Annotated in this window: 23 protein-coding genes and 7 tRNA genes; 12 read left to right on the forward strand and 18 right to left on the reverse strand. The window is 73.7% G+C overall.

Features of this window, described 5'->3' with window-relative positions; translation table 11 throughout:
- Positions 1 to 59 precede the first annotated feature (59 nt).
- Positions 60 to 737 (forward strand): potassium channel family protein, encoded by a 678-nt coding sequence (locus tag P8A18_RS04520; protein WP_306051962.1) that lies wholly within the window; start codon positions 60 to 62, stop codon positions 735 to 737.
- Positions 738 to 775: 38 nt separating this feature from the next.
- On the opposite strand, the gene thrS is transcribed toward P8A18_RS04520, so the two are convergent.
- Positions 776 to 2,752 carry a threonine--tRNA ligase gene (gene thrS, locus P8A18_RS04525; RefSeq protein WP_306051963.1) on the reverse strand — a complete coding sequence of 659 codons (1,977 nt, stop codon included), beginning with the start codon at positions 2,750 to 2,752 and terminating at the stop codon, positions 776 to 778.
- Between the two features lie 306 nt (positions 2,753 to 3,058).
- On the opposite strand from thrS, the gene P8A18_RS04530 reads away from it, so the two are divergent.
- Positions 3,059 to 3,784 (forward strand): 3'-5' exonuclease, encoded by a 726-nt coding sequence (locus tag P8A18_RS04530; protein ID WP_306051964.1) that lies wholly within the window; start codon positions 3,059 to 3,061, stop codon positions 3,782 to 3,784.
- A 59-nt stretch (positions 3,785 to 3,843) separates the two neighbouring features.
- Here the strand turns inward: P8A18_RS04530 and P8A18_RS04535 are convergent.
- Positions 3,844 to 3,915, reverse strand: a tRNA-Val gene (locus P8A18_RS04535).
- A gap of 161 nt (positions 3,916 to 4,076) precedes the next feature.
- On the opposite strand from P8A18_RS04535, the gene P8A18_RS04540 reads away from it, so the two are divergent.
- On the forward strand, positions 4,077 to 6,599 hold the full coding sequence (locus P8A18_RS04540; RefSeq protein WP_306051965.1) for an SCO7613 C-terminal domain-containing membrane protein: 2,523 nt from the start codon (positions 4,077 to 4,079) through the stop codon (positions 6,597 to 6,599).
- 61 nt (positions 6,600 to 6,660) lie between these two features.
- On the opposite strand, the gene P8A18_RS04545 is transcribed toward P8A18_RS04540, so the two are convergent.
- Positions 6,661 to 6,732 (reverse strand) — tRNA-Val (locus P8A18_RS04545).
- 54 nt (positions 6,733 to 6,786) lie between these two features.
- A complete protein-coding gene (locus tag P8A18_RS04550) occupies positions 6,787 to 7,278 on the reverse strand; it encodes a TIGR02611 family protein (RefSeq protein ID WP_306051966.1) in 492 nt (163 codons plus the stop codon).
- Positions 7,279 to 7,467: 189 nt separating this feature from the next.
- Between P8A18_RS04550 and P8A18_RS04555 the strand changes: the two genes are divergently transcribed.
- Together P8A18_RS04555 and P8A18_RS04560 are read left to right on the forward strand one after the other, a co-directional pair.
- Positions 7,468 to 7,881: an SsgA family sporulation/cell division regulator gene (locus P8A18_RS04555; protein ID WP_003959770.1), complete on the forward strand. Its 414-nt coding sequence runs from the start codon at positions 7,468 to 7,470 to the stop codon at positions 7,879 to 7,881.
- A gap of 250 nt (positions 7,882 to 8,131) precedes the next feature.
- Positions 8,132 to 8,707, forward strand: coding sequence for a CGNR zinc finger domain-containing protein (locus P8A18_RS04560; protein WP_306051967.1), 576 nt, complete (start codon positions 8,132 to 8,134; stop codon positions 8,705 to 8,707).
- A gap of 4 nt (positions 8,708 to 8,711) precedes the next feature.
- On the opposite strand, the gene P8A18_RS04565 is transcribed toward P8A18_RS04560, so the two are convergent.
- The 3 genes from P8A18_RS04565 to P8A18_RS04575 all read right to left on the reverse strand — a co-directional run bounded on the left by P8A18_RS04565 (position 8,712) and on the right by P8A18_RS04575 (position 10,698).
- Positions 8,712 to 8,867 (reverse strand): hypothetical protein, encoded by a 156-nt coding sequence (locus P8A18_RS04565; RefSeq protein ID WP_018551415.1) that lies wholly within the window; start codon positions 8,865 to 8,867, stop codon positions 8,712 to 8,714.
- Between the two features lie 169 nt (positions 8,868 to 9,036).
- Positions 9,037 to 10,008 carry an acetylxylan esterase gene (locus P8A18_RS04570; protein WP_306051968.1) on the reverse strand — a complete coding sequence of 324 codons (972 nt, stop codon included), beginning with the start codon at positions 10,006 to 10,008 and terminating at the stop codon, positions 9,037 to 9,039.
- A gap of 228 nt (positions 10,009 to 10,236) precedes the next feature.
- Positions 10,237 to 10,698, reverse strand: coding sequence for a hypothetical protein (locus P8A18_RS04575; RefSeq protein ID WP_306051969.1), 462 nt, complete (start codon positions 10,696 to 10,698; stop codon positions 10,237 to 10,239).
- 156 nt (positions 10,699 to 10,854) lie between these two features.
- Between P8A18_RS04575 and P8A18_RS04580 the strand changes: the two genes are divergently transcribed.
- Positions 10,855 to 11,370 (forward strand): DsbA family protein, encoded by a 516-nt coding sequence (locus P8A18_RS04580; RefSeq protein ID WP_306051970.1) that lies wholly within the window; start codon positions 10,855 to 10,857, stop codon positions 11,368 to 11,370.
- 15 nt (positions 11,371 to 11,385) lie between these two features.
- On the opposite strand, the gene P8A18_RS04585 is transcribed toward P8A18_RS04580, so the two are convergent.
- The 3 genes from P8A18_RS04585 to P8A18_RS04595 form a co-directional block, all read right to left on the reverse strand.
- Complete coding sequence (locus P8A18_RS04585; RefSeq protein ID WP_306051971.1) at positions 11,386 to 12,222, reverse strand: GNAT family N-acetyltransferase; 837 nt, start codon at positions 12,220 to 12,222, stop codon at positions 11,386 to 11,388.
- A 76-nt stretch (positions 12,223 to 12,298) separates the two neighbouring features.
- Positions 12,299 to 13,120, reverse strand: coding sequence for an aminotransferase class IV (locus P8A18_RS04590; protein WP_306051972.1), 822 nt, complete (start codon positions 13,118 to 13,120; stop codon positions 12,299 to 12,301).
- Positions 13,117 to 14,154, reverse strand: coding sequence for a chorismate-binding protein (locus tag P8A18_RS04595; protein ID WP_306060671.1), 1,038 nt, complete (start codon positions 14,152 to 14,154; stop codon positions 13,117 to 13,119). The genes P8A18_RS04590 and P8A18_RS04595 overlap by 4 nt, the downstream gene beginning before the upstream one ends.
- A gap of 162 nt (positions 14,155 to 14,316) precedes the next feature.
- On the opposite strand from P8A18_RS04595, the gene P8A18_RS04600 reads away from it, so the two are divergent.
- The 5 genes from P8A18_RS04600 to P8A18_RS04620 all read left to right on the forward strand — a co-directional run bounded on the left by P8A18_RS04600 (position 14,317) and on the right by P8A18_RS04620 (position 14,775).
- Positions 14,317 to 14,389 (forward strand) — tRNA-Gly (locus P8A18_RS04600).
- A gap of 37 nt (positions 14,390 to 14,426) precedes the next feature.
- Positions 14,427 to 14,500 (forward strand) — tRNA-Cys (locus P8A18_RS04605).
- Between the two features lies 1 nt (position 14,501).
- Positions 14,502 to 14,573, forward strand: a tRNA-Val gene (locus P8A18_RS04610).
- A gap of 36 nt (positions 14,574 to 14,609) precedes the next feature.
- Positions 14,610 to 14,681: transfer RNA gene (locus P8A18_RS04615), tRNA-Val, on the forward strand.
- A gap of 22 nt (positions 14,682 to 14,703) precedes the next feature.
- Positions 14,704 to 14,775: transfer RNA gene (locus P8A18_RS04620), tRNA-Val, on the forward strand.
- Between the two features lie 54 nt (positions 14,776 to 14,829).
- Here P8A18_RS04620 and P8A18_RS04625 read toward each other — a convergent pair.
- From P8A18_RS04625 to P8A18_RS04640, 4 genes are all read right to left on the reverse strand, one after another.
- Positions 14,830 to 15,108 (reverse strand): TFIIB-type zinc ribbon-containing protein, encoded by a 279-nt coding sequence (locus P8A18_RS04625; RefSeq protein WP_306051973.1) that lies wholly within the window; start codon positions 15,106 to 15,108, stop codon positions 14,830 to 14,832.
- A 68-nt stretch (positions 15,109 to 15,176) separates the two neighbouring features.
- Positions 15,177 to 16,163 carry a phosphotransferase enzyme family protein gene (locus P8A18_RS04630; protein WP_306051974.1) on the reverse strand — a complete coding sequence of 329 codons (987 nt, stop codon included), beginning with the start codon at positions 16,161 to 16,163 and terminating at the stop codon, positions 15,177 to 15,179.
- A 585-nt stretch (positions 16,164 to 16,748) separates the two neighbouring features.
- Positions 16,749 to 16,958, reverse strand: coding sequence for a hypothetical protein (locus P8A18_RS04635; protein WP_018556253.1), 210 nt, complete (start codon positions 16,956 to 16,958; stop codon positions 16,749 to 16,751).
- Positions 16,959 to 17,144: 186 nt separating this feature from the next.
- Complete coding sequence (locus P8A18_RS04640; RefSeq protein WP_018556252.1) at positions 17,145 to 17,405, reverse strand: DUF8836 family protein; 261 nt, start codon at positions 17,403 to 17,405, stop codon at positions 17,145 to 17,147.
- A gap of 205 nt (positions 17,406 to 17,610) precedes the next feature.
- On the opposite strand from P8A18_RS04640, the gene P8A18_RS04645 reads away from it, so the two are divergent.
- A complete protein-coding gene (locus P8A18_RS04645) occupies positions 17,611 to 18,900 on the forward strand; it encodes a serine/threonine-protein kinase (protein WP_306051975.1) in 1,290 nt (429 codons plus the stop codon).
- Between the two features lie 11 nt (positions 18,901 to 18,911).
- Here P8A18_RS04645 and P8A18_RS04650 read toward each other — a convergent pair whose 3' ends face one another.
- From P8A18_RS04650 to cbiE, 4 genes are all read right to left on the reverse strand, one after another.
- Entirely contained in the window at positions 18,912 to 19,730 is an 819-nt protein-coding gene (locus P8A18_RS04650; protein ID WP_306051976.1) for a TrmH family RNA methyltransferase, read from the reverse strand.
- A gap of 63 nt (positions 19,731 to 19,793) precedes the next feature.
- On the reverse strand, positions 19,794 to 21,044 hold the full coding sequence (cobA, locus tag P8A18_RS04655; protein WP_306051977.1) for a uroporphyrinogen-III C-methyltransferase: 1,251 nt from the start codon (positions 21,042 to 21,044) through the stop codon (positions 19,794 to 19,796).
- Between the two features lie 427 nt (positions 21,045 to 21,471).
- Entirely contained in the window at positions 21,472 to 24,873 is a 3,402-nt protein-coding gene (cobT, locus tag P8A18_RS04660) for a nicotinate-nucleotide--dimethylbenzimidazole phosphoribosyltransferase (RefSeq protein ID WP_306051978.1), read from the reverse strand.
- Between the two features lie 332 nt (positions 24,874 to 25,205).
- On the reverse strand, positions 25,206 to 26,444 hold the full coding sequence (gene cbiE / locus P8A18_RS04665) for a precorrin-6y C5,15-methyltransferase (decarboxylating) subunit CbiE (RefSeq protein WP_306051979.1): 1,239 nt from the start codon (positions 26,442 to 26,444) through the stop codon (positions 25,206 to 25,208).
- Positions 26,445 to 26,468 lie beyond the last annotated feature (24 nt).

Here is a 26,468-nt window from a genome sequence, read left to right on the forward strand (position 1 = left end):
CACCTGTGCGGAGCGTGTCGCCGGGGCCGATCCCGTTCACGCACCGCGATGCTGAGCCCATGAGCGCGCGCACCCCGGCCCCGCCCCCTCCCGCTCTCACCCGCTGGGAGCACCAGACCGAGGTCCCCCTCCTCGCCGCTTCACTCGTCTTCCTGGCCGGCTACGCGTTCCGCGTCCTCGCCCCGCACGACGCACAGCCCTGGCACGACATCTCCCTCGTCCTCGTCGGCGCCACCTGGCTGCTCTTCGTCCTCGACTACGCGGTCCGCCTCCGGCTCAGCCGCCTCGGCCCCCGCTTCGTCCGCGTCCACTGGCTCGACACGCTGGTGCTCGTCCTGCCGCTGCTGCGCCCGCTGCGCATGGTCCAGGTCTACACGGCCGTCCAGGAACGGCACGACCAGCCCCGGCTGGGCCTGTACGCGCGGGTGATCTCGTACGCGGGGATGACGGCCGTGCTCCTCGGCTTCTCGGCCGCGCTCAGCGTGTACCACTGGGAGCACGACGCCCCGGGCGCCTCGATCCGGACGTTCGGGGACGCGGTCTGGTGGGCGTGCGCGACGCTGACGACGGTGGGGTACGGGGACGCCGTGCCGGTCACGCCGGGCGGCCGGGTCATCGCGGCGGGCCTGATGGTGGGCGGCCTCGGGCTGCTGGGGGCGGTGACGGGCTCGTTCTCGTCGTGGCTGATCCAGGTGTTCCGGCGGGAGGACGAGAAGGGGCCCCCGGGGAGCGGGTAGCTCACCGGGGGCCCGTCCCCGCTCGCGCGGGGAGCACCTCACACCTGCACGCGACGCTCCACCACGTCGACGAGCTTGGCGATCGCTTCGTCACGGGCGATGCCGTTCTCCTGCGAACCGTCGCGGTACCGGAACGACACCGTGCCCGCGTTCATGTCGTCGTCGCCGACGATGATCATGAACGGCACCTTGGCGCGCTGATGATTGCGGATCTTCTTCTGCATCCGGTCCGACGACGCGTCCACGTCGACGCGCAGGCCCTTCTTCCGGGCCTCCGCCGCGAACTCCTGGAGGTACGGGATGTGGGTGTCGCCGATCGGGATGCCGACCGCCTGGACCGGGGCCAGCCACACCGGGAACGCACCCGCGTAGTGCTCGAGCAGCACCGCGAAGAAACGCTCGATGGAGCCGAACAGCGCGCGGTGGATCATGACCGGGCGCTGCTTGGAGCCGTCCGGACCGGTGTACTCCAGGTCGAACCGCTCCGGCAGGTTGAAGTCGAGCTGAATGGTCGACATCTGCCAGGTCCGCCCGATGGCGTCCCGCGCCTGCACCGAGATCTTCGGGCCGTAGAACGCGGCGCCGCCCGGGTCCGGGACCAGCGGCAGCCCCTGCTTCTCGGCCACCTGACGCAGCGTCTCGGTGGCCTCTTCCCAGGTCTCGTCCGACCCGACGAACTTGGTCTCGTCCTTGGTGGAGAGCTCCAGGTAGAAGTCGGTGAGCCCGTAGTCGCGGAGCAGGTTCAGGACGAAGGTGAGCGTCCGGTCCAGCTCCTCCGCCATCTGCTCACGGGTGCAGTAGATGTGCGCGTCGTCCTGCGTGAAGCCGCGCGAGCGGGTCAGACCGTGCACGACGCCCGACTTCTCGTACCGGTACACCGTGCCGAACTCGAAGAGACGCAGGGGCAGTTCACGGTAGGAGCGGCCGCGCGCGTCGAAGATCAGGTTGTGCATCGGGCAGTTCATCGGCTTGAGGTAGTAGTCCACCCCGTCGTCGAGCTGCATGGGGGGGTACATGCCGTCGGCGTACCAGTCCAGGTGGCCCGACTTCTCGAAGAGCTTGCCCTTGGTGGCGTGCGGCGAGTAGACGAACTCGTAGCCCTCCTCCTCGTGGCGGCGGCGCGAGTAGTCCTCCATGGCCCGGCGGATGACGCCACCCTTGGGGTGGAAGACCGCGAGACCGGGGCCGATCTCGTCGGGGAAGGAGAAGAGGTCCAGCTCGTTGCCGAGCTTGCGGTGGTCGCGCTTGGCGGCCTCCTCCAGGAACGTCAGGTGCGCCTTGAGCTCGTCCTTGGTGGGCCAGGCGGTCCCGTAGATGCGCTGGAGCATCGGGTTCTTCTCGCTGCCCCGCCAGTACGCGGCGGCGTTCCGCATCAGCTTGAACGCGGGGATGAACCGGGTGGTGGGCAGGTGCGGGCCCCGGCAGAGGTCCTTCCAGCACAGCTCGCCGGTCTTCGGGTCCAGGTTGTCGTAGATGGTCAGCTCGCCGCCGCCCACCTCGACGTCCGCGCCGTCGTCGGAGGACGCGGAGCCCTTGATGCCGATGAGCTCCAGCTTGTACGGCTCGTCGGCCAGCTCCTCGCGGGCTTCCTCGTCGGAGACCACCCGGCGGGAGAACTTCTGGCCCCGCTTCTGGATCTCCTGCATCCGCTTCTCGATGGCCTTGAGGTCCTCGGGCGTGAACGGCTTCTCGACGTCGAAGTCGTAGTAGAAGCCGTCCTTGACCGGCGGGCCGATGCCGAGCTTGGCCTCGGGGTGCAGCTCCTGTACGGCCTGGGCCATGACGTGCGCGGTGGAGTGCCGCAGGATGTTGAGGCCGTCCTCGGAGGAGATCTCCACGGGCTCGACGGTCTCGCCGTCCTTGAGCTCGTGGGCGAGGTCCTTCAGCTCACCGCCGACGCGGGCGGCGACGACGGTGCGCTCGCCGGGGAAGAGCTCGGCTGCCGTAGTGCCCGTCGTCACCACGCGCTCTTCCCGCTCGGAATCGCGTTGGATGGTCACACGGACGTCTGACACCGGTCTCTCCTGACTCAGGGGGCGCACCGCATTCCTCTAGCGCGTGCAGGAGGAATCGTACCGAGCCGAGGGCCCCCATTGCGAAAGGGCCGCGTCCCGGCCGCCCCCGCCCCCGCCGCTCCCTGAGCCTTCCGGGCCGTTCCGCTGGGCTCTCCCGGGTGCCGGGCAGTCGGCTTCCGGCTCCGGTACCCGTGTGGTCACCGCACCGGGGCGTCCGCGAACGGCGTATCAGGCACGGGGTGCGGGTATCACCGGACCGGGCAGGGAAATCACTCCATCTGCCGTGCGGGAGCGAGGAGTTCGGGGATGACTCACTGGTTCGACGGGCCGCTGGCCGCTTTCGACACGGAGACGACGGGTGTGGACGTCGAGGAGGACCGGATCGTGTCGGCCGCCCTCGCCGTCCAGGACAGCGCGGGCGGCCCGGTGCGGGTCACCCGCTGGCTGGTGAACCCGGGGGTGCCGGTGCCCCCGGGGGCGACCGAGATCCACGGGCTGACCGACGGCCATCTCCAGCGCAACGGCCGGTGGCCGGCGCCCGCGGTGGACGAGATGGCCAGGGCGCTGGCCGAGCAGAGCGCGGCGGGCCGGCCGCTGGTCGTGATGAACGCGCCGTTCGACCTGACACTGCTGGACCGGGAGCTGAAGCGGCACCGCGCCTCGTCGCTGGGCACCCACCTGGAGAACACCTCGCTGTGCGTACTGGACCCACGGGTGCTGGACAAGCAGATGGACCGCTACCGCAAGGGCCGGCGCACGCTCACGGATCTGTGCGAGCTGTACGGGGTGGAGCTGGCCGGAGCACACGACGCGGCGGCGGACGCCATGGCGGCGCTGGAGCTGGTCCGGGCGGTGGGGCGCCGGTTCGCGCCCCGGCTGGAGCGGCTGACCCCGGCGGAGCTGCACACGCTCCAGGCGGTGTGGCATGCCGCCCAGGCGCGGGGACTTCAGGCCTGGTTCACCAGGAGCGGGACGCCGGAGACCGTGGACCCGGCCTGGCCGCTGCGCCCGGAGCTGCGCACCGCCGCGTGACGGCCGGACACGCGAAGGCCGGTCCGTCGGTGGTGCTGACGGACCGGCCTCTCCCGGGGTGGGCGATACTGGGTTCGAACCAGTGACCTCTTCGGTGTGAACGAAGCGCTCTCCCACTGAGCTAATCGCCCGGGAACGGGTTGAACCATACAGGGCTCGGCGGCTGTGGTTCAAACCGCTTGCGGTGCGTTGGCGGGCGCCCGGCGGCGAACGGCGGGGCAGGCGTACTCAGTCGGGTATCTGAGTACGCGCGCGCATGTCCGCCGGCGTGGCGCGCAGCACACTCGCGTCCATGGAACATGTGCCGCCACCCGCCGAGGAATTGGTGCTCCTCGACCGTGAACTGGTCCGGCTGGACGCCCGCCGGTCCCAGCTGCTGACGCGTCGCACCTGGCTGCTGAGTGTGCTGGCGGCCAACGGTCCGGCCCAGGCCCCCGGACCCGCCCCGTGGGGTCCGCCCCCGGCCCGGGGCCCGGTCGCGCCCTGGGGTCCGGCCCGGGCCCACTCGGCTCCGGCTTTCGGTCCGCCGGCTCCCGCCGCCCGCGCGCACAGCGCGCAGAACGTGCTGCTCGTGCTCGGCGGCCTGCTGCTGACGGTCGCCGCGCTCGCGTTCACCCTGGTGAGCTGGGGGGACATGGGGATCGGCGGTCGCAGCGCGGTGCTGACCGCGGTGACGGCCGGAGCGCTGATCGCACCGGCGGCGCTGCTGCGCCGGGGGCTGTCCTCGACGGCCGAGGCGCTCGCGGCTCTGGCCTCGGTGCTGATGGTGCTCGACGCGTACGCGCTGTACGAGGTGGCGGTGCCGGACGCGGACGGGGCCGGTTACGCGGCGACCGCCTCGGCGGTGCTGGCGGTGCTGTGGGCGGCCTACGGTCTGCTCCTGGACCGGCTGCGGCTGCCGCTGCCGCTGGCGGTGTGCGCCGCACAGCTGCCGCTGGTCCTGTGGGCGTGGGCCGGGGGCGCGGGGGCGCTGTGGTTCGCCGGGGCGCTGCTGGTGACGGCGGCGCTGGACGGCGTGCTCGCCCTGCGGCTCACGCGGGCCTCGGTACGGGTCCCGGCGTGCGTCGGTCTGTGTGTGACGGGTGGGACCGGGCTGCTGGTGGCTCTGGTGGAGTCGCTGACGGCGGGCGGGCCCGCGGGGGCGGTGGCGCCCGGGGCGCTGCTGCTGGCCGGTGCGGGTCTGGCGCTGGCCGGGGCCCACCGGGCTCCCGGGCCGTTCGCGGTGGCCGGTGGGGCGGTGGCCGGTCTGGCGGCCGTGGCGGGGGTGGGCGGGGTCGCTGCCGCCGGGGTGCCGGACGGCTGGCCGGTGCTGGTGTACCTGCTGTGCGGCGGGGCGCTGCTCGCCGGTGTGCGGGCCCCGCTGGGGCGGGCGGCGGCCCGGGGGCTGGTGCGGGCGTCCGGGGCGGTGACGGCGGGTGCGGTGCTGATCTCGCTGCCGGCGGTGATGGTGGTGGCGACGGGTCCGGTGACGCGGCTGGGCGGTGTGTGGTCCGGCCTGCCCGACAGCGCCCGGGACGCGGTGGGCGCGCGGGAACTGCCGTGGCGGGAGATGGCCGCCGCCCCTGTGGTGCTGCTGCTGGTGGCCGTGGCGCTCGGAGCGGCGTACCGGTGGTGGGAGGGCGTGGTGCGGTGGGCCGGGCCCGCGGCCGGTGCCCGGCCCGCGTGGCGGGATGCGGCGGGCGCGGCGGCGGTGGCGCTGGCCTGGTCGGGGCTCACGGTGCTGCCGGCCGCGCTGGACCTGTCCTTCGCGACGGCTCTCGCGGGGCAGCTGGTGCTGGTGGTGGCGGCGTTCGCCGTCGCGGTGGGCGGGCTGCGGGGCGGGGCGCCGGCCGTGGCGCTGACGGCCGGGGTGACCGGGTCGGCGGGTGCGGCCGGGGCGGGGCTGCTGTCGCTGGCGACGGAGGCGGCCACGTACACGGCGTTCGGTCTGCTGGTGGCGGTGTTCACGGCCGTCGCGGTCGCCCTGGAGCCGGCCGGGGAGCGTGCCTCCGCGCCGGTCGCGGTGCGGGCGGCGTCGGCGTGCGCGGCCGTGGTGTGTGCGGCGGTGCCTGCGGCCGCGCTGGGCGCTTCGCTGGGCCTCGCGGTGCACGAGAGCGCTGCGCTGCTGCTGGCCGTCCCCGCGGTCACGGCCCTGCTCGGCGCCCGGCTCGGGGGGCATCCCGTGGCGCTCCCGGTCGAGCTGACCGGTGCGGCGGCGGGCGCGGTGGCCGTGGCCATGGCGCTGGGCGATGCCCGGTCCCTGGCCCTGGTGCTGGCGCTGTGCGCGGTGGTGGCCTCGGGGACGGCGCTGCGCCCGGAGCGGCGCCCGCTCGCCGGGTACCTGGCGACGGGGCTGTTCGTGCTGGCGGCCTGGGTACGGCTCTCGGTGTCGGGGGTGTCCGCCCCGGAGGCGTACACCCTGCCGGTGACGGTGCCGGCGCTCGTGATCGGGGTGCTGCGCCGGCGCGGCGACGCTTCGGCGTCGTCGTGGACGGCGTACGGGCCGGGGCTGGCGGTGACGCTGGTGCCGTCGCTCTTCGCGGCGTGGGGGGACCCGGACTGGCCCCGGCCGCTGCTGCTGGGGGCGGCGGCCCTGGTGATCACGCTGCTGGGCGCGCGGCTGCGGCTCCAGGCACTGCTGGTGCTGGGCGGCGCGGTGCTGGCGCTGGACGCGCTGCACGAGCTGGCGCCGTACGTGGTGCAGGTGGCGGGCGCGCTGCCGCGGTGGGTGGCGCCGGCGCTGGCCGGGGTGCTGCTGCTGGCGGTGGGGGCGACGTACGAGAAGCGGCTGCGCGATGCCCGGCGGCTGAGGGACGCGCTGGGGCGGATGCGGTGAGGTGACCTCGGGAACGCCGACGGCCCGGAAGCTCTGGAAGCTTCCGGGCCGTCGGTCCGGGTGGGCGATACTGGGTTCGAACCAGTGACCTCTTCGGTGTGAACGAAGCGCTCTCCCACTGAGCTAATCGCCCGGACGCACGGCAAACATTACCCCATGTCAGCGGCGCCCTTCGACCATCACCGGGTCACTCGTGGATCTTCCACGGCATGACGATCCCGAACTTCCACACGTAGATCCCGACCAGCACCGCGATGATCACGAGGCCGGTCACCGTGAGGATGATGTTGCGCCGCCGGACCTTGGGATCGAGCGCCCGCTGGGCGGCCTCGGTGACCTTGCGCCGGGTCCAGCGCAGCACCAGCTGGGCCCAGACGAACTCGGTCGCCCAGATCGCCATGCCGCCGAAGATCACCAGCCAGCCGGGGCCCGGCAGCGGCAGCATGATGATGCCGGCCACCACCACGGCCAGGCCGACCACGAAGACGCCGACCTGCCAGCTCAGGTGCAGCGCTCTGGACGCCTTGATGAAGCCGGGCGCCCTGGACCCGAGCGCCGGGTCCTCCTTGGTCACTCCCGGGATGACGTCCCCCGTCGCCTCGCGGGGTGCTTCCCCCGCCGCGGGAGCCGGTTGCGCCGTCGCGCCACCCGGGTCCCGCCCGTCACTCTCCGCATTCATGGCGTCAACCTACCGGACCGCCTTCCGTCACTGGAATGGCCGCATGACTCAAAGTTACACACCGCTGTACGAGCTATCTGAAGGATCGCAAAACGGTCAGAGGGGTTTACAACGCCACCGTAGGTGGCATGTCGATTTCGCCGACGTGCGAATCCCCGAGCGCACACTGAGCGAAAGGCCCTGGCGCTTATGAACACCACGGTCAGCTGCGAGCTGCACCTGCGCCTCGTTGTGTCGAGCGAGTCCTCACTGCCTGTACCCGCGGGCCTGCGGTATGACACGGCCGATCCCTATGCCGTGCACGCCACCTTCCACACCGGAGCGGAGGAGACGGTCGAGTGGGTTTTCGCCCGTGACCTCCTTGCCGAGGGGCTGCACCGGCCCACCGGCACCGGAGACGTCCGCGTCTGGCCATCCCGTAGTCACGGCCAGGGCGTCGTCTGTATCGCGCTGAGCTCCCCAGAGGGCGAAGCACTGCTCGAAGCCCCGGCAAGGGCCCTGGAGTCGTTCCTGAAGAGGACCGACGCCGCGGTTCCGCCGGGTACCGAACACCGTCACTTCGACCTCGATACGGAGCTCTCACACATCCTGGCCGAGAGCTGAGCCAGGCCGAGAGCTGCACGACGCCGTCCGACTCGGGGAGACGGCGTCGCGCGGACAACCTCATACGGCGGACACCGGCGCCGGTGATCACGGAATCCACCGTGGTGACCGGCGCCGGTGCGCGTCGTGGGGCCCGGTGAGCCCGCACGGGCCCCGTACTCCCCCGTACGCCCCGGTCCGCACCGGCCGAGCCAGTAGAGTCGGGCGGCATCGGCGGGCGCCCGCCCGCCGGAGGCCAGGGAGCGAAAGCGTGCTGATCCCCCACGACACCCGGATCGCCCTCGACGTAGTGGTCGATCTGGTGAACACCGCGCCGGAGAGCGAACCGGAAGGGGACGGGGCACCGGCCGACGGGCTCGGCGACATCGCGGCGCTCCACACGTTCGCCGCGCGCCACCGGGTGAGCGGGGTCGGCGAGCTGGACGAGAAGGACCTGCGGGCCGTGCACGACGTACGTGCCCGCTTCGCCCAGGTCTTCGCCGCACCCGACGCCCGGACCGCGGCCGCCCTCGTGAACGCCCTGGTGGCTGCCGCGGGCACCACGCCGCAGCTCAGCGACCACGACGGCTACGACTGGCACGTGCACTACTTCTCGCCGGACGCCTCGCTCGCCGACCACCTGGCAGCGGACTGCGGCATGGCCCTCGCCTTCATCATCGTGGCGGGCGAGACGGAGCGGCTGCGGCGGTGCGAGGCGCCGGACTGCCGGCACGCGTTCGTCGATCTCTCGCGCAACCGCTCCCGCCGCTACTGCTCCAGCCGCACCTGCGGTAACCGCCTGCACGTGGCCGCGTACCGGGCGCGCCGCAGGGAAGCGGCCGGCTGACGGCTCACAGCACGAAGAGATCGTGCAACGCGGCCATCAGCAGCAGGCTGCCGATGACCGTGAGGAAGATCATCAGAGGGGGCTGGGAAAGCGCGAAGAGGCAGCCGCGCGGCTCTTCGCCAGGGGGTGCGGGGGCATCGCCCCGAGAGGTGTCCACCATTTCGGGACGATCATGACGCAGTCCGGGGCATGCCGCGTACCAACATGCCTCTTCATGACGGGAGTTCACTCGTCATGGGGGCGGTCGTAATCGCTCCGGCGTCCGATCGCCCAGCATATTTTCGGGACTCTTCCCCCACTCCCCCGCTCCCCCTGCCCGAGCCGCCGGATCAGGCCAGGTCGCGCAGCTTCCGCAGCTGCGCCCGGCGGTGGACCGTGGTGCCGCCCTCGTGGCCGTTCCAGGGGTAGACCTCGATCTCCTTGGGCCCCGCCCAGTGGTTGTAGGCGGCGAAGACCGTGGAGGGCGGGCAGATGGGGTCCATCAGGGCGACCGAGTAGAGCGCGGGCACGGTGGCGCGGGCGGCGAAGCTGACGCCGTCGAAGTACGACAGGGTCCGGAACACCTGCTCCTGGGCGCCGTGCTGGGTGGCCAGGAAGCGGACGATCTCCTGGTAGGGGTCCTTGTCGGTGATCTCGACGGCCCGCCGGTAGTGCGTCAGGAACGGTACGTCGACGAACGCGGCCTTGACGTGCGGGCTGAGGGCGGCCACCGCCTGGGCGATGCCGCCGCCCTGGCTGGCGCCGTTGACGACGATGCGGGCGGGGTCGACGGACGGGTGGCTGCGGGCGGCCTCGACGGCGCGGACCGCGTCGGTGAAGACCCGGCGGTAGAAGTAGGTCTCGGGGTCGAGGATGCCGTTGGTCATGAACCCCGGCGACTGCGGGTTGGCGGCACCGTGCGGGTCGGGGGTGGACCCGGCCGAGTGGTGGTTGACGGCGCCCTGGCCGCGGGTGTCCACGACCAGCGTGGCCCAGCCTGCGGCGGGCCACACCAGGTGGTCGAGCGGCAGTCCGCGCCCGCCGCCGTAGCCGAGGTAGTGGACGACGGTCGGCAGCGGGCCTTCGGCGCCCGCGGGCACGTTCAGCCAAGCGGATATGCGGTGCCCGCCCCAGCCGGCGAACGACACGTCGTAGGAGTCGACCGCGGTCAGCGCGGCGTCGTAGGGGGTGAACTCGGCGTCGAGCGGATGGGCGGCGGCCTCGCCGAGGGAGCGCTCCCAGAACGCGTCGAAGTCCGCCGGCTCATCGGGGTCCGGGCGGTACCCGCGCAACTGGTCCAGGGGCAGGTCGAACAGGGCCATGGCTTCTCCGTTTCGGGCAGGCGAAAGGAGCAGCACGCGCCACGCGTCCCGCCCCCTGGTGCTGAGGGCCTGAACGTACTGGTCCACAGCCCATCGGGACGTTATGCGGCCTCATGGGGCAGGGGCAAGGGATCTTGGACGAATCGATTCAGCACGCGCCCGGCCCCCAGCCCCGCCGCGTGGTACGGCGGGACCGGGGGCCGGGCGGGCCGGGCGGGCCCGCCGGTGTCAGATGCCGTGCTTCTTCAGGATCGCCTCGATGTCGCTGAAGTCCTCGCCCGCTCCGGCCGAGCCCGACTGCTTCTCGGGCTTGCGCCGGGGGCGCGCGGTGTCGGGCGAGGATCCGGCGCCCAGCGAGGGGGCCGACGCGGCCGGGGCCACGGCCTCGCCCTGCGCGGCGCGGGCGGCCGCCCTGCGTTCCTTGCGGCTGCCACCACCCCGGCGTTCGATCGCGCGGGTGATCATGAACAGCAGCCAGGCCAGCCCCAGCACGCCGAAGCCCAGCCAGACGCTCGGCTTGAAGGCGATGTCCGACAGCCACTTCACGACACCCGTCAGCACCAGCCCGACCGGCACCAGCGAGTACGCGGCGATCCTCGTCGCGGTGAGGAACCGCTTGCGGTACGCGGTGACGGCGGCGATGCCCAGGCCCGCCGCGGACACCGCGGAACAAATGGTCTCGGCAAGCATCGTGCCTCCAGGCGCAGGGGAAACGTCCCTTCCATCCTGCACCGGCCACCGGGTGGGCGGCCATGCCCCGGGCCCACATCAGGGAGATCTCAGGGGCCGGAGTCCTCCCCAGGTGCCGGGCGGCAGCCGTGGCGCACACCCTGCGAGACTGGTCCCATGAGCGATTCCTCCTCCGCGGCACCGGTCGTCCTCGACATCTGGTGCGACCTCCAGTGCCCCGACTGCCACCGCGCCCTCACCGATGTGCACGCCCTGCGGGCCCGGTACGGCGACCGGATCGAGGTCCGGCTGCGGCACTTCCCCCTGGACAAGAACCGGCACGCCTACGCGGCGGCCCAGGCCGCCGAGGAGGCCGTGGCCCAGGACAGCGGCCGGCCCTACACCGAGGCGCTCCTCGCCCGCACCGCCGACCTCGCGGCCGGCGGCGAGAAGCTGCTGGTCGAGGTGGCCCGGGAACTGGGTCTTGACGCCGAGGAGTTCGACACCGCGCTGATCGACGGCCGGCACATGCTGATCGTGGACGCGGACCAGGCCGAGGGCAAGGCGATCGGGGTGACGGGCACGCCGACGTACGTGATCGGCGGGGAGCGCCTGGACGGCGGGAAGAGCCAGGAGGGGCTGCGCGAGCGGATCGAGGAGATCGCCGACCGGCTGCTCGACGGGCGGGGCTGAGCCCCGTGGGTCCGGTTACAGGGGTTTGACCAGGTGGAACTTGGTGGGTGCGTAGCCGAGGGTCTCGTACAGGCGCACCGCCGGAGTATTGGCCGTGACGACATGGAGGCCGATCTTCCGCTCGCCCGCCGCCAGGGCGATGTGCTCGGCCCGGAGCATCAGCGCCCGCCCGTACCCCCGCCCCCGGGCCTCCTCCCGCACCTCCACGTCGAACACGTAGCCGACCCGCAGGCCGGGGTGCATCTCGAACGGCGCCACCCAGACGTAGCCCACCGTCCCGCCCTCGTGGATCAGGTGCTCCAGCCGCGCCCCCTCGGTGGCGAGGCCGTCCGGCAGGTGCCGGGCGTAGGAGGCGCGGGCCGCCTCCAGCGCCGCCTCCCGCGGGACACGGCGGGTGACCAGGCTCTCCGCGTACGCGGCTACCGCCCCGTCCTTCCAGGCGGCGAACTCCTCGGGCCTCATCGGGCGCGCGGTGAGCCCGTCCGCCAGGGCCGCCGGCTGCTCGGGCAGCGTCTTGACCATGTGCCGGCTGTTCTCGGTGTAGCCGAGCGCGGCGGCCAGCCGTTGCCCGGCGGGGTCACCGGCGGCCGCCTCCGTCCACACCTGGGAGCAGCCCCACCCGCGCAGGATCTCCTCCGCCGCCAGCGCGGCGACGGTGCCCCTGCCCCGCCGGCGGACGGCCTCGTCGATCCTGAGGTCCTTGACCACCCCCGTGGCACCGCCCGCGCCCGGTTCGAGGACGAGCGTGACGGAGCCGACGGGGCGCCCGTTGTCGCACACGTCGTACGCACGCCGCTGTGCGCCGTCGGCGCCTGACTGGATCGGCCCGGTCGGCCGCAGTGTCGTCGTCATCGATGCGTTTCTATCCCCTGCGCGCGGGCCCGTCACCCGCATTTTCGGCCGAGGACCGGTCGGCGGGCGCCCGTCGTCACGGGTCGATGTCGTCCGCGGCCCGCTCAGCGAAGACGCGCATCGCCTTGGCGGTCACCGGACCCGGCGCGCCCGGCAGCTCGCGGCCGTCGACCCGGTGGACGGCCTGGACGTCGCGCAGCGTGGAGGTCAGGAAGATCTCCTCGGCCCGGTCCAGGACGTCGAACGGGAGGTCGGTCTCCTGCGCCCCGGTCCACTCCACCGTCAGCGCCCGGGTGATCCCGGCCAGGCAGCCGGAAGCGACGGGCGGGGTGTGCAGCTGCCCGTCCAGGACGACGAAGACGTTCGACCCGGTGCCCTCGCAGAGCCGGTCTGCGGTGTTGGCGAACAGGGCCTCGGAAGCGCCGTGCTCGTGGGCGCGGGCGAGGGCGACGACGTTCTCCGCGTACGAGGTGGTCTTGAGGCCGGTGAGCGCGCCGCGTTCGTTGCGCGTCCACGGCACGGTGACGACCGCCGTGGTGTCGGGGCGGCGCTTCACGGCGCCGAGGGCGACGAAGAGGCCGGGGCCATCGGTGCCCCGGTCGGAGCCGAGAGGCGAGACGCCGCCGGTGAAGGTGACGCGCAGCCGGCCCAGCTCCACCGGGTTGGCCTCGATGACGGCGGCGCAGGCGCGGCGCACCTCGTCGAGGTAGGGGGCGGGGAGGCCGAGGCCCTGGGCGGAGCGGGCCAGACGGTCCAGGTGCCGGGTCAGGGCGAAGGGCCGGCCCTGGGAGACCCGGAGCGTCTCGAAGACTCCGTCGCCGACGGTGAGCCCGTGGTCGAGCACGGACAGCCGGGCGTCGTCGGCGGGGCGCAGTTCGCCGTTGACCCAGATCCTCATGGTGCGGTCCTTCCGGTCGCTTCGTAGGTGCCCGACGCTACCGCGAGCAGCCTGGACGCCTTGAGTTCGGTCTCCGCCCATTCGCGTTCCGGATCGGAGCCCCAGGTGATGCCGGCCCCGGTGCCGAAACGCAGCAGGGGGGTGGGCCCGCTGCGGTCGGTCCAGAAGGTCCGGATACCGACGGCGAGCGAGGCGGTGGCCCGGTCGGCGTCCACCCAGCCGATGCCTCCGCAGTACGGGCCGCGCGGGGCGGTCTCCAGTTCGCCGATGATCCGCAGCGCGCTGGACTTGGGGGCGCCGGTGACGGAGCCGGGCGGGAAGGCGGCGGCGAGGATCTCCGGCCAGCCGGCGCCTTCGGCGAGCCGGCCGCGCACGGTGGAGACGAGGTGGACGAGGCCGGGGTGCTTCTCGACGGCGCACAGGTCGGGGACGGTGACCGAGCCGGTGGCGCAGACCCGGCCCAGATCGTTGCGGACCAGGTCGACGATCATCACGTTCTCGGCGTAGTCCTTCTCCAGCAGGTCCGCCTCGGTGCGGCCGGTGCCCTTGATGGGTCCCGACTCGACCGTGCGGCCATCCCTGCGCAGGAACAGCTCGGGCGACGCGGTGGCGATCTCCACGCCGTGCGCCGGGAGCCGAATCGTTCCTGCGTACGGGGCGGGGTTGCCTCGCGCCAGCAGGGCGGTGAGGGCGTCCACATCCGCCCCCGCCGGGTCGGGCAGCGGGGCGCTCAGCACGCGGCAGAGGTTGGCCTGATAGACCTCGCCTGCCGCGATGTACGAACGGATGCGCCGCACGCCCGCCGTGTACGCGGCGCGGTCGAGCGAGGAGGTCCAGTCACCGGCCGCGGGGCCGCGCCAGGCGCCGGGCACCGGGGCGGGCACGTCCGCGGTGCGTACCGTGTCGAAGCGGGCGCAGAGCAGGGAGCCCTCGAAGCCGGCGCACACGGCCCAGAAGCCGGAGGAGCCGAGGGCGGCGGGATCACTGGTCACATCCCGTAGACCGGAGGCGACGAGGCCGCCGAAGCGGGCCATGGGAGCGAGGTCGTGCACGTCGGTGAGTCTAGGTCGGCGCGCGGTGACCTGCGCCGGGGCGGTGTACCTCAGCACGCTGCACAAACGCGTTTTTGTACTGGCCCCGGAATCCGCTAGAGTTCAACACGTCGCCGGGACACGCGAGTGAACCGGAAACGACAAGCGGACGTAGCTCAGTTGGTAGAGCGCAACCTTGCCAAGGTTGAGGTCGCCAGTTCGAACCTGGTCGTCCGCTCGCAGTAGGTGGGGGATCTTCCCGAGCTCCCATCCCTGGTGGAGTGGCCGAGAGGCGAGGCAACGGCCTGCAAAGCCGTCTACACGGGTTCAAATCCCGTCTCCACCTCCAAGGACGATTAGCTCAGCGGGAGAGCGCTTCCCTGACACGGAAGAGGTCACTGGTTCAATCCCAGTATCGTCCACTGGTCCGTAAGGACCATCGGTCCGCGAGGATCCCCGCGCGATTAGCTCAGCGGGAGAGCGCTTCCCTGACACGGAAGAGGTCACTGGTTCAATCCCAGTATCGCGCACGCAGTACACGCAGGGTCACCTGCGCGATTAGCTCAGCGGGAGAGCGCTTCCCTGACACGGAAGAGGTCACTGGTTCAATCCCAGTATCGCGCACTGTCACGAAGCCCCGGTCGTCTCCACGACCGGGGCTTCGTCGTTCCCTCCCGGTCAGGAGGAGAAGAGCATGCGGCCGAAGCCCTTCTGCCGGTAGTGGCCGTGGTGTCCGCCGTGCTGCTGCGGGGCACCCCAGGCGGGCGCCGGAGCGGACGGGTAGGCCGGCGGGGCCGGCGGCGGGGGTGCCTGCTGCGCCCACTGGGACTCGATGCGGGTCAGCGTCTCCAGCTCGCCGTAGTCGAGGAATATCCCCCGGCAGCCGCTGCACTGCTCGATCTGGATGCCGTTGCGGTTGTACGTGTGCATCGGTGCGTGGCACTTGGGACACTGCATGGTCGGGCTCACTCCTCGCTGTCGGTTCGCCGTCGCCGGAAGGCATGCCCGCCGACGGTCGGTTCACCCTATGACGAGTGTTCGACGTCCAACTCCGGTGCGAGCGAGGCGATACGGGCACAGGCGTCGATCATGACCTGTTCCACCTCGTCCGGAACCCGGTCCTCCGCCGCCGACTTCACCCAGGCCAGTGCCGCGGTCTGTACGGTCAGGGCGCGGGCGGGCACGTCGAGTTCGGGCCACGGGTCACCGTCGGCCGGTACGGCGGGGCCGCCCTCGGCGCGGTAGGCGTCCAGGAAGCGGAGCCAGACCTCGGGAGGCAGCAGCCCGGCCGCGTACCAGGCAGCGGGGCGTGCGAGGTCCCAGGCGGGGTCGCCGCGTCCGGCGTCGTCGATGTCGATGAGCAGCCAGGGGCCGTGCGGGGCGGGGTGGCGGACGAGCTGGCCCAGGTGCAGGTCGCCGTGGCAGAGGAAGGTCCCCCGGTCCGCCGGAGGGGGTGCCTCGCCGCGGGCCCAGCCCGGCAGCCCGCGCCAGGCGGCGAGCACGGGGGCGGTCGCCGGATCGCCGGGCCGGGCGGTACGCATCCGGGCCACGGCGAGCGCGGCCTTGGCCGGGCCGCGCATGGCGGGGAGTGCGGGCCCGGGGGTCGCGGTGCGGTGCAGGCGCGCGAGGAGCGCGGCGGCCTCCTCCCAGGGGGCGGCGTCGGGATCGCCGGGGTCGACCGGCTCGCCGTGCGGCCACAGGGTGACGGGGCGGCCGTCCAGTTCGGTGAGGTGCGCGGCCCGGCTGTCCGGGGACGGCCGGCACAGGAGAAGCGGTGCCAGGAGGGTGCCTGCCAGGGCGGGGTCGGTCGCCAGGCGCAGGCGTGCGGCCAGGGCGGCGGTGTCCGTGCCGGGGGCGTGGGCCTTGGCGACGACGGGGCCGCGGCGGACCACGGTGCCGTCCGCGCGGTCGGCGAGCACGGCCGGGGGCGGGCAGGAGCAGGCGGCGCCCGGGGGCGGGTGGGCCGCCCGGTGGGCGAGGTCGCCCAGCGCGCGTACGAATGCGGTGGTCACGGTCTCCCCCGGTGGCGCGGGACGGGCTCTCGACGGGCGGGCGCGCCCGCGGCAGAGCGTACGCGCAGCGCGGGCAGCGCGGGCAGCGCGGGCAGCGCGGGCAGCGCGGGCAGCGCGGGCAGCGCGGGCAGCGCGGGCAGCGCGGGCAGCGCGGGCAGCGCGGGCAGCGCGGGCGAGCGCGGGCAGCGCGGGCGAGCGCGGGCAGCGCGGGCGAGCGCGGGCAGCGCGGGCGAGCGCGGGCAGCGCGGGCGAGCGCGGGCAGCGCGGGCGAGCGCGGGCAGCGCGGGCGAGCGCGGGCAGCGCGGGCGAGCGCGGGCAGCGCGGGCGAGCGCGGGCAGCGCGGGCGAGCGCGGGCAGCGCGGGCGAGCGCGGGAACGTACCCGGAGGGCGGGAGCTTGCGGGCCGTGCGCAGCGAACGTGGCGGGCGGGGGCCCGCGGGTCGGGTGAAACGGCCCTGGACAGCGCGATGTCCGGTCAGCTCCCCAGCTGACCGGACAAACGCTGCCGTCCGCCGCACCCCCGTCCCCACGGGGTTGTTGGCCGGATGTCCCGGTCCGGACCGCTCTTCCGGACCCGGGGCGCCGCTCAGCGCCCCAGCATCACGCCCACGGACGACGCTTGTGTGACCACTGCTTCCCAGCCGCCGAAGACGACGACGAGCAGGGCCGCCAGAGGAAGAACCATGGCCGTCGCCACCAGCGGGTGGCGCGTGCCGGACGACGGGCGGCTGCCGAACGCGGCGTGAGCCCTGCGTCCTCGCGTGCGGATGATGGTCCGCGTTGCCGTGTCCGCCATGATTCCTCTCCTGACCTGATGTGGGGCGGCGGGCGTGTGACCTCGGGGGACGAGTGCGACGCCCGCCGCTTGACTTCAACATTAGGGATTCGGGCGGCGGGCGGCGTCATGCCCGCGTACCGATTGCCGGGCCTCCCGGAGGATGAGCCCCGCGCCGTCGGCGTACTCCCCTGGGTGGAGACGGGGCTACGCAGGGTTGGGGTCATCCCGGAGGGGATGCTCGGAGCCATCCTCCCTGGGGACCGGCTGTTCGACCAGAGCGAGGACCCTGGTCGCCATGAATCGCGCTGTGCGGACCACGGAACCGTTGCGCGTGACTTCACTCACTTCGACCACACCTCGGCGGACCGCGGTCTCCACCCTGCGGCCTGCTCTGGAGGCCACTACCTCGTACGTCCGGGTGGTGTCCCCGGCGTCCACGACTATCTCGACTCGATCGCCCTTCACTGATCCAATCCCCCTTCTGCGACGGACCTTTGAGATCTCGCACGGGCCGGGGCGCCTGGATCCGCGGCTCCCTGACCACTCCTCAAGTCTCCCACCCGGCACTGACAATCCGATCCCCGGCGAGGGCGCGGCCTCTGAGCGCCCCGGGCGACGGGTACGTAAGCTGTGCCTCGTCAGGCGTACCAGGCAGCGGGGATGGGCAGACATGGCGATGATGCGGCTCCGGCGCGAGGACCCGCGTGTCGTCGGCTCGTTCAGGCTGCACCGGCGGCTGGGGGCCGGCGGCATGGGTGTCGTCTACCTCGGCTCGGACCGGCGGGGCCAGCGGGTGGCGCTGAAGGTGATCCGGCCGGACCTGGCGGAGGATCAGGAGTTCCGTTCGCGGTTCGCGCGCGAGGTCTCCGCCGCCCGTCGGATTCGCGGCGGCTGTACGGCACGGCTGGTGGCCGCCGATCTGGAGGCGGACCGTCCGTGGTTCGCCACGCAGTACGTGCCGGGCCCCTCGCTGCACGACAAGGTGGCCGAGGAGGGCCCGCTGTCGGCCGCCGAGGTGGCCTCGATCGGCGCCGCGCTCTCCGAGGGCCTGGTGGCGGTCCACGAGGCCGGTGTCGTCCACCGCGACCTGAAGCCGTCGAACATCCTCCTCTCCCCCAAGGGCCCCCGGATCATCGACTTCGGCATCGCCTGGGCGACCGGCGCCTCCACGCTGACGCACGTCGGTACGGCGGTGGGCTCGCCCGGCTTCCTCGCCCCCGAGCAGGTGCGGGGCGCGGCGGTGACCCCCGCGACGGACGTCTTCTCGCTCGGCGCCACGCTGGCGTACGCGGCGATGGCCGACTCGCCCTTCGGACACGGCAGTTCCGAGGTGATGCTCTACCGCGTGGTGCACGAGGAGCCTCAGCTGTTCGATGTGCACGACGCGCTGGCGCCTCTGGTGAGCGCCTGTCTGGCGAAGGACCCGGAGGAGCGCCCGAGCACGCTCCAGCTGTCGATGCGGCTCAAGGAGATCGCGGCCCGGGAGGCCCAGGGGCTGCACGAGAGCCGGCCGCCCGTCCAGCGTTCGGCGCAGGAGGCGGACCGGCCGACCGGCCGTCTGGACGGTCCATACACGGAGCAGCAGACCCGCCGGGCCGCCGGGCCCCCGCCCGGGTCGCGTCCGCAGAACCGGCCGTCCTCACGTCCCGCCCCGTCCCGGACCGGTGGCGGCCGTCCGGCGCAGCAGCAGCCGCGCGGGGCGACGCGTCCCGGCAGGCGTCCGCAGGGCACCAACGGGACGAACGGCCGGCCTGGTACGCGGCCGGGGACCCGGACGACCTCGGCCGGCCGGCGCCCGGCCAACCCGCGGCTGCTGCGGCAGCGGCTCGTCGTCTTCGTGGTGGTGACGCTGCTGGTGGCGCTGGGGATCGCGGCGGCGCAGGGCTGCCAGGGGCCGGCCCGGGGCCTGGGCGCGGACCTCGGCCACGGCGGGAGCCACAGCCAGGTCCGGGGACGGTAGCGGGGCCGGGTCTAGTTCTCCGGGCGGCCCGTCGCCACCGCGTAGAAGGCGACCGCGGCCGCCGCGCCGACGTTCAGTGAGTCCACGCCGTGGGCCATCGGGATGCGCACCCACTCGTCGGCGGCGACGAGGGCCTGGGTGGAGAGGCCGTCGCCCTCCGCGCCGAGCATCAGGGCCACCTGGTCCATCCGGTGCGGCGCCGCCTCCTCGATGCTGCTGGCCTTCTCGTCGGGGGTCAGCGCGAGCAGCGTGAAACCGGCCTCGCGTACGGTCTCCAGGGCCTTGGGCCAGGTGTCGAGGCGGGCGTACGGGACGGAGAAGACCGCGCCCATCGAGACCTTGACGGACCGCCGGTAGAGCGGGTCGGCGCAGTCCGGGGAGAGCAGGACGGCGTCCATGCCGAGGGCGGCGGCGCTGCGGAAGATGGCGCCGATGTTGGTGTGGTCGTTGACGGCCTCCATGACGACCACCCGGCGGGCGGTGCGCAGCAGTTCGTCGGCGGCCGGCAGGGGCTTGCGCTGCATGGACGCGAGGGCGCCGCGGTGCACGTGGTAGCCGGTGACACGCTCGGCGAGCTCCGGGCTGACCGCGTACACCGGCGCCGGGACCTCGTCGATGACGTCGCGCATCAGGTCGACCCACTTCGCCGAGAGCAGCATGGAGCGCATCTCGTACCCGGCGTGCCGGGCGCGTCTGATCACCTTCTCGCCCTCGGCGATGAAGAGGCCCTCGGCGGGCTCCCGTCTACGCCGGAGTTCGACATCGGTCAGGCCGGTGTAGTCGCTCAGGCGGGGGTCTTCGGGGTCGTCGACGGTGATGAGATCAGCCACGGTTTGATACTGCCTTGTCCGGTGTGTGCTGCCAACGGTCTGGAGGAGATCCGTTACCGCTGGTTACCTGGCGGTCGGGGCGGTGGCCGGGCCGACCGCGACGACGTCGCCGATGACGATGACGGCGGGCGGGCGGACGCCCTCGGCGGACGCGCGTTCGGCGACGGTCGCGAGCGTCGCGTCGACGCGGCGCTGGGCGGCCGTCGTCCCTTCCTGGACGAGGGCGACCGGGGTCTCGGGGGACCTGCCGTGCTCGATGAGCGCACGCGCGATGGCACCGATCTTGTCGACGGCCATCAGGAGCACCAGTGTGCCGCGCAGCCGGGCGAGGGCCTCCCAGTCGACCAGCGAGCGCTCATCGTCGGGGGCGACGTGGCCGCTGACCACGGTGAACTCGTGGGCGACGCCCCGGTGGGTGACGGGGATGCCGGCCGCGCCGGGCACCGAGATGGAGCTGGAGATGCCGGGGACGACGGTGCACGGGATGCCCTCGGCGGCGAGCGCCTGTGCCTCCTCCATGCCCCGGCCGAAGACGAACGGGTCGCCGCCCTTGAGCCGGACGACCGCCTTGCCCGCCTTGGCGTGCTCGATCAGGGCGTTGTTGATGGCCTCCTGCGCCATGAAGCGCCCGTACGGGATCTTCGCGGCGTCGATCACCTCGACGTGCGGCGGGAGTTCGTCCAGCAGGTCGCGCGGGCCGAGCCGGTCGGCGATGACGACGTCCGCCTCGGCGAGGAGGCGGCGGCCGCGGACGGTGATCAGGTCGGGGTCGCCGGGGCCGCCGCCGACGAGGGCGACGCCCGCGGTCCGGGTGCGGTGGTGCGGGGCGGCGATGCTGCCGTCGCGCAGGCCCTCGACGATCGCGTCGCGTACGGCCGCCGAGTGGCGCGGGTCGCGGCCGTGCGCGCCGGCGGTGAGCACGGCGACGGTCACGCCCTCGCTGCGGCCGGTGGCCGGGGTCCAGGCGGTGGCGGCCTCGGCGTCGTCGCTGCGGACGCACCAGGTGCGGGTGCGCTCGGCCTCGGCGGAGGCGGCCTCGTTGGCCGCGTCGTCGTCGGTGGCGATGAGCGCGTACCAGGTGTCGGTCAGGTCGCCGTCGGCGTACGGGCGGCGCTCCCAGCGGATCTCGCCCGCGTCGGCCATCGCCTCGACGGACGCGGTGGCGGAGGGGGACACGAGGACGATGTCTGCGCCGGCCGCGATGAGGGCGGGCAGGCGGCGCTGCGCGACCTGGCCGCCGCCGACGACGACTACGCGGCGCCCGCTCAGGCGCAGTCCGACGGGGTAAGCGGGGCGATCGGCGTGCTCGGCCATGGCGGTGCGGGCTCCTCGTGCGATGCGGGGTGCGCGGCCGCTGCGGCGGTGGAGCGGCTGTGATGTGCGGGGTTCACGATACGGGGTGGGGGTGGGGCGGTCGGGTGCGGTGGGGGTGCGGGTGGAGTGCCGGTGCGGGTGGGGGCGCCTGCGGCGGGCCTGTTCCCCTACCCGCCCCTTCCCGAAACCGGGGCTCCGCCCCGGGCCCCGCTCCTCAAACGCCGGAGGGGCTGGGGCTTGGGGCTCGGCCCCGGGGCCGCTCTCGAACGCTGGAGGGGCTGGGTTCTGGGCTCGGCCCCGGGCCCGCTCTCAAGCGCCGGAGGGACTGGGTTCCGGGGCTCGGCCCCGGCCCCGCTCTCGGACGCCGGAGGGGCTGGGTTGCCCCCAGGCCCGGGGGCAACGCCCCCGAGCGGCCCGCGGCTGTCGGCTACTTCTCTGTCACGCCCGCCGAGTCGAACGTCGCCACCTCATGCATCGCGCGGGCCGCGCTCTGCACGATCGGGAGGGCCAGCAGGGCGCCCGTGCCCTCGCCTAGGCGGAGGTCGAGGTCGACCAGGGGGCGCAGGCCCAGCTTGTTGAGGGCGGCCACGTGGCCGGGCTCGGCGCTGCGGTGGCCCGCGATGCATGCCGCCAGCGCCTCCGGGGCGATCGCACGGGCCACCAGGGCGGCCGCTCCCGCGCTCACACCGTCGAGGATCACCGGCGTACGGAGCGACGCCCCGCCCAGGAGGAACCCGGCCATCGCCGCGTGCTCCAGGCCGCCCACGGCCGCCAGCACACCGATCGGGTCCGCCGGGTCCGGCTGGTGCAGTTCGAGGGCGCGGCGCACCACGTCGATCTTGCGCGCGTGCATCTCGTCGTTGATGCCCGTGCCCCGGCCCGTCACCTCGACCGGGTCCATCCCCGTGTACACGCAGATCAGTGCCGCCGACGCCGTCGTGTTGGCGATGCCCATCTCACCGGTCAGGAGGGCCTTGTTGCCCGCCGCGACCAGATCGCGCGCCGTCTCGATGCCCACCTCGATCGCCGCGTGGACCTCCTCGCGGGTGAGCGCGGGACCCGCCGTGAAGTCCGCCGTGCCGGCCCGCACCTTGCGCGGCAGCAGACCCGGCGTCGCGGGCAGCTCCGCGACCGCTCCGACGTCGACCACGCACACCTCGGCGCCCACCTGCGCGGCGAAGGCGTTGCAGACCGCGCCGCCGCCGAGCATGTTGGCGATCATCTGGCCGGTGACCTCCTGCGGCCACGCCGTGACGCCCTGCGCGTGCACCCCGTGGTCACCCGCGAAGACCGCGACGGCCGCGGGTTCGGGGATCGGCGGCGGGCACAGCCGGGACAGCCCGGCGAGCTGCGCCGAGATGATCTCCAGCATGCCCAGCGCACCGGCCGGCTTGGTCATCCGCTTCTGGCGCTCCCACGCCTCGCCCAGCGCCTTGGCGTCCAGGGGCCGGATGTTGGAGATCGTCTCCTGCAACAGGTCGTGCGGAGCCTCGCCGGGCAGGGCGCGGCGGCCGTACGTCTCCTCGTGCACCACCCACGACAGCGGACGCCTCTTCGACCAGCCCGCCTGCATCAGCTCGGGGTCCTCCGGGAACTCGTCCACGTACCCCACGCACAGGTACGCCACGACCTCCAGGTGCTCCGGCAGCCCCAGCGCCCGCACCATCTCGCGCTCGTCGAAGAAGCTCACCCAGCCGACCCCGAGGCCTTCGGCGCGTGCCGCCAGCCACAGGTTCTCCACGGCCAGCGCCGAGGAGTACGGGGCCATCTGCGGCTGCGTGTGCCGGCCCAGCGTGTGGCGGCCGCCCCGCGTCGGGTCCGCGGTGACCACGATGTTGACCGGCGTGTCGAGGATCGCCTCGATCTTCAGTTCCTTGAACTGCTTCGCCCGCGCCTTCGGCAGCGACTTGGCGTACGCCTCCCGCTGCTGCTGTGCCAGCTCGTGCATCGAGCGGCGCGTCTCGGCCGACCTGATGACGACGAAGTCCCACGGCTGCGAGTGCCCCACGCTGGGCGCGGTGTGCGCCGCTTCCAGGACGCGCAGCAGCACCTCGTGCGGGACGGGGTCGCTGCGGAAGCCGTTACGGATGTCGCGGCGCTCCCGCATGACCCGCAGAACGGCCTCCCGCTCGGCGTCGTCGTACCCCGGAGCGGGCGGCGGGACGACGCGGGTCTCCTCCGGCGCCTCTCCCTCGGGCTTCGGCCCGGGTTCGGCCTCGGGTGCCGGGGCGGGGGCCTGTACCTCTGCCTGTACGGACTCGGGCCCGGTCTCCTCGTCGGTGTGCGGTGCTTCCGGTGCTTCCGGGGCCTCCGCGGCGGACGCCTCGGCCACCGCGGGAACCTCCACGGGGGCCTCAGCGGGCAGCGGAACCTCGGCCGGCTCAGCAGCGACCACGGCCTCAGGGGACTCGGTGGGCTCGGTGGCCTCGGCCGACTCGGTGGGCTCAGTGGGCTCAGTGTTTTCTGCGGTCGCCGCAGTCTCTGCGGTCTCCGGGGTCTCGGAGGCTGCCGGAGGCACGGGCAACGCCGTGGCCTCGGCAGGCCCAGCGGCCTGCGAAGCCTCCGCCAGCACTGCGGCCTCCGGTGCCGCAGCAGCCTCCGCCGTCGCGGGGGCCTCAGGGACCGCAGGAACCTCCGGGACGGCAGCGGCCGCAGGGATCTCGTCGGCCGCAGGGATCTCCGCCGCCTCCGGCGCCTCGATGCCCGGGGCTCCGGCCGCCTGCTCCGGCTGTACGGGCTCCTGGACCGGCTCCGGCGCCCCCTTCTCCACAGGCTCCGCCTCACCGCTCAGGTCCGGGGTCTCGATGACCTCGGGCCCCTGCTCGGGCTCCGGCTCCACGGGCGCGGACACCAGGACGGGTGCGGGCTCGACGGCCGGCGCGGGCTCGGCGACCGGAGCCGGGGCCGTCGCCTCCGGCTGTATCGACTGCTCGGCCGGCTGCTCGGCCACCGGCACGTAACCGTCCACGGGGGCAGGCTCCACCTCCGCCCGCACCGCCTCGTCGGCCACGGGTGCCTCGGCCACGACGACCGGCTGGTCCACGGGTGCGGCCACCGGAACGGCTGCCTTCGCGACCGGCTCCGGGACGACCGTTTCTGCTGCGGGGGCCTGCGCCACGGGCTCCGGGGCGGTCGGCTGGGCCGTCCACTGGTACCCGTCCTGCGGGGGGATCGCGCCGAGCTGGGGGCCCGGGAGCGGGGGCTCGAAGTACTCGGGTTCGGCGGTCGCCGGGCCCGCGTGGCGGGCGGCGGAAGGGGCGGGGGCCTGGGTCTGGGGGGCTCCGGCCGGACCGCGGTCGGCGAGCGAGCGGACCACGCCGGCACCCGATGTACCGCCGTAGGACGGCTCGGGCGAGGCCGGGCCGCGGTGCAGCGGGCGGCGCGCCGGGGTCTGGGGCTGCGGGGCGGCGGCGGGGGTGGGCGCGGGAATGCGTACGCCGCCGAGGTCGACCGAGCCGGAGTCGCGGCCGCCGGTCTCGTGGGCGCCCCGGCCGTTCTGCGGCAGCGGCTCGGCGGCCGCCTGCTGCATCGCGTACTCCGGGACCTGGACCGGGACCTGCTCCTGGAGCTGCACGGGACCCTGGGCGTGCGGCTGCTGATACGCGTCCGGTACGGCCGTACCGTCGGCGAAGTGGCCGGGGGCCGGGGCGGGCTGGGGCTCGCCCCAGGCGCCCTGCGCGCTCGGCATCAGCAGCAGGTCGTCGTCCTCGGGCGTGTGCGCGGAGGGTTCGAGGTAGGTGTAGGAGTCGGGGGCGGGGGCTCCCGGCTGCTCCACCATGCCTGCGTTCTCCGGCAGTCCCTCGCCCGGGATCCGGCCGGTGTCACTCATGCGTTCCCCTCGCCCATCGTCAGTGCTCCTTCGGCCCTTCGCCCGGGACGCCCGAACACGGCACGCCGGTGCTCGTCCAGTGGAACGAGCGGGCGCGCCGCGCGGCACGAATCGGTCGCGGACATCCTGCATTCTCGCGGTCGTTCGTTGCCGCGGCAGCTCATTTCGCCACGGCTCGCTGTGGACTGCGCCACGTTGCGCGTCCCAGGGTTCTGCCGTACCACAGTGCGGACCAAAACGGTCCCCTTTTCCGGACATTGACGAACGAAGCGACGAACATCCCGGAGCGGTGCGACGATCGGCCAGCCTACCCCGCACCGTGTGCGGACGGGTCAGGGGGCGAGGTCCGAACGCAGTGCGGAGAGCAGAAACACGACCGTGCGTTCGCGCTCCGACCACGCGGTCGTGTCGAGTTCGACGGACTGGAGGAGCGAGCAGTCGACCGTGTAGCCGTTCCCGGTCAGGGCGGCGCCCAAAGCCTCGGCCTCGTCGCGGGTCGAGGCGTGGGTGACGATCCGTTCCGGGCGGCGGTCGGCCACAGCGGTGACGACGGGGACCCCGCCGCCTCCGATGCGTACGACGTCGGGTTCGGGCAGCCGTTCCAGCACGTGCGGGGCGCGGCCCTCGACGACCTGGAGCTGGACGCCGAAGGCGCGGGCGGCCGCCGCGGTGCGGGCACAGGCGGCGGGGTCGCTGTCCACGGCCAGGACCGCGGCGCCGAACCGGGCCGCCTCCACGGCCAGGGCGCCGGAGCCGGAGCCGATGTCCCAGAGCAGGTCGCCGGTACGGGGGCCGAGGTGGGCGAGCTGGGCGGCGCGCAGGACCGGGCCGTCGCCCTCGCCGCTCTCCCCCGCCGGGCGGGGGCCGGTGTCCCGGTAGGCGTCGGCGGGCAGCGCCCAGCCGCGTACGCCCCGGGGGTAGGCGGGGTGGCGGCCGGCGATCCAGGCTCCGTCGGCCCGCTGCTCGGGGCCGCCGCCGATGACGATGACGACGTTGGGGTCGCGCCAGACGTGGTCGGCGGCCGTGTCGGAGGTGACGACGGTGACCTGTTCGCGGTCGGTGCCCAGCTCCTCGCAGATGACGAAGGTGCGGTGGACGCCTTCGAGGAGCAGGGCGAGCTCGGCGGGGCCCGCTCCGGGCGAGGTGAGGACGGCGACCTTGTGGTGGGCGCGGCAGACGTTCACGGCGCGGCGCAGGGTGCGGGGGTGGGCGACGACCGTCTGGGCGTCCTCCCAGGGCATGCCGGCGCGGGCGAAGGCGGTGGCGACGGAGGAGACGGCGGGGACCACCTCGACCTCCAGGCCGTGTTCGGGGGCGCGCAGGGTGCGGACGACGCCGAAGAAGCCGGGGTCGCCGTCGGCGAGGACGACGGCGCTGCCGCGGTGGCCGGCGATCCGGCGGGCGGCGAGGTCGACGGAGCCGAGGCGGATGCGTTCCGCGTCCCGGGGCACTTCCGGCAGCGCGAGGTGGTGGGCCGCGCCGGCCACCAGGGTGGCGGCCGAGAGTGCGGCGGTGGCCGCGCTGGTCAGCGGGGAGCCGTCCCAGCCGATCACTGTGACCCGGTCGGCCATCTTGGTGTCATTCTCCTGGAGTCG

It is taken from the genome of Streptomyces sp. Mut1 (genome assembly GCF_030719295.1).
In the GTDB taxonomy this organism is placed as follows: domain Bacteria; phylum Actinomycetota; class Actinomycetes; order Streptomycetales; family Streptomycetaceae; genus Streptomyces; species Streptomyces castrisilvae.